Origin of the sequence: Haladaptatus sp. (assembly GCF_049589095.1) — an archaeon.
GTDB lineage: Archaea > Halobacteriota > Halobacteria > Halobacteriales > Haladaptataceae > Haladaptatus.
Map to the genome: position 1 here is coordinate 1 of NZ_JBAWAC010000601.1, position 2480 is coordinate 2480.

General features: G+C 63.2%; 1 protein-coding gene. It reads left to right on the plus strand.

Translation table 11 applies throughout. The features are described from left to right. The first annotated feature begins 430 nt into the window (after positions 1-430). A complete protein-coding gene (locus tag WBV42_RS18850) occupies positions 431-2158 on the plus strand; it encodes a radical SAM protein (RefSeq protein ID WP_423987399.1) in 1728 nt (575 codons plus the stop codon). Positions 2159-2480: the final 322 nt, after the last annotated feature.

Here is a 2480-nt window from a genome sequence, read left to right on the forward strand (position 1 = left end):
AGCGAGGGGCGGCTCGGGAGAGCAACGCTCTCCCGGCGTGGAGAGGCCAGATATCCTGCACAGCGGTCACGCGAGCGCAGTTCCCGTGAGCCGTGCGAACGGGAGCCAGCAAGAGCGAAGCTCTTGCGCTGCGAGGGTGACCACGGAAGTCGCAGCCCGCGCAACGAAGTTCTCGTGAACGCAGTGAACGAGAGCATGGAAGACGCTTTGCGTCTTCCAGAGTGAGCAGGAACGTCTTCGGGCGACCGCGATCGGACGGGGGCTTTCTGGGTCGTCTTCGCAGTAGCTGTGTTCTCACCAGAATTAGAGTCGTTTCGTAGCGATCGGACAGGGGCTTTCTGGACCTACATCGCAAAACCATCTCACCATGTCCATCGTCGTCGCGTTCGACGTAGTCACCGTTTTATCCGCCCAGTCACAAAAGCGGGTAATGACTGACCCCGCGACTCTCGACGTGACGCTCGTGGACGGCTACGTCGACGAACCGGCTCACTTCGGCGTGCCGCCGTACATCTCGACGTACCCGCGCTACACCGCCGGGGCGCTGGTGGACGCGGGAGTGCCGGAAGAGAAGATTACGTACCACACCATCGACGAACTCCGAGAGGACAATTCGAAGTGGGCCGACGTGGCCGACGCCGACCTGTTCGTCTACATCGGCGGGATGACGGTGCCCGGCAAGTACGTCGGCGGGACGCCCGCCGAACCGGACGAGGTGCGGAAGATGGCGTGGACGGCCGACGGAACGAGCCTGATGGGCGGCCCCGTCAAGTTCGGCGTCGGAGACGAAAACGCGGGTGGAACCCAAACCGAGCGCGACGACCTCGACTTCGACTTCGTGGCGAAAGGCGACGTGGAAGCCGCCGCCGCGGACCTCGTGGAGAGCGGTCTGGAGGGGTTCAACAACCGGATGCGCGACAACGAGGAAATCGACCGCTGGGCGGAAGCGGGCGCGTTCGTCGTCGAACAGCATCCGAACCATCCGGACTACCTCATCTGCGAGATGGAGACCTCGCGGGGGTGTCCCTACAGATGCTCGTTCTGCACGGAACCGCTGTACGGCAATCCGGCGTTCCGCGAACCCGAATCCGTGATCGCGGAGGTGGACGGCCTCTCGAACCGCGGCGTCCGGCACTTCCGACTGGGCCGACAGGCCGACATCCTCGCCTACGGCGGCAACGGCGAGAAACCGAACCCGGACGCGCTCCGGGAGTTGTACGGCGGGATTCGGGAGGTCGTCCCCGACATCGGTACGCTCCACCTCGACAACATGAACCCCATCACCATCGTGGAGTGGCCCGAACTGTCCCGCGAGGGAATCCGGGTCATCGCCGAGCACAACACGCCGGGCGACACCGCCGCGTTCGGACTGGAATCGGCCGACCCCGTGGTGCAGGAGCAGAACAACCTGAACGTCTCCGCCGAGGAGTGTTTCCGAGCGGTGAAAATCGTCAACGAGGAAGCGGGATGGCGGCCAGGCGAGAGTCCGGAAGCGGCCCCGACACACGGCCCCGACGCGGCGAACCGCCTTCCGAAGCTCCTGCCGGGAATCAACCTGCTCCACGGGTTGAAAGGCGAGCGGAAGGAGACGTTCGACCACAACCGCGAGTTCCTCCAGCGGGTGTACGACGAGGGGCTGATGCTCCGCCGGGTGAACATTCGACAGGTGATGGCGTTCTCGGGGACAGAGATGAACTCCGTGGGGACACAAATCGCGGACGACCACAAGCGACTGTTCAAGCAGTACAAGAGCGAGGTCAGGGAGGAGATAGACAATCCGATGCTCCAGCGGGTCACCCCGCCGGGAACAGTCCTGCCCAACGTCCACCTCGAATACCATCAGGACGGTCGGACCTTCGGGCGACAACTCGGCACCTATCCGCTCCTCGTCGGGATTCCGGGTGAGCGCGAACTCGGCCAAACGATGGACGTCGCCGTCGTGGACCACGGCTATCGCTCCGTCACGGGCGTTCCGTATCCGCTCGACGTGAACAGCGCGTCGATGGACGAACTCACCGCGATTCCCGGCCTCGGCAAACAGCGCGCCGGAAACGTCATCGTCAACCGCCCGTACGAGACGCCGGACGACCTCGCCGAGACGGTGGACGTGGACTTGAGCAAGTTCGCCGGGGGACCGGTCTCCAGAAACGCGGACTGAAACGACGATTTTCCAGCGAGTGGTCGGCCGATGACAGGACCGCCAGAAGTAACCCTCGAAACACTCGCCGAAAGTCAGCAACCGACACGACGACCAGTAACTCGCATTTTCACAGCCGCCAGAAATGGCCATACTCCCCCGGCCGCCAACCACTAGCAACTTTGCCGGAAAATCTCCGATTTTCCGGGCCGACGACTGAACGAGAGCATGGAAGACGCGAAGCGTCTTCCAAAGCGAAGTGAAGAAGGAATGCTTTTGGCCGAGCTTTTACAGGAAGACGGTTCGTCGCGGGTCGATTCGATCCGCGACGAACTCTCGACCG

Excerpts from the sequence above, each read along its gene's own strand:
- WBV42_RS18850 (WP_423987399.1), top strand. The coding sequence starts at position 431 with ATGACTGACCCCGCGACTCTCGACGTGACGCTCGTGGACGGCTACGTC.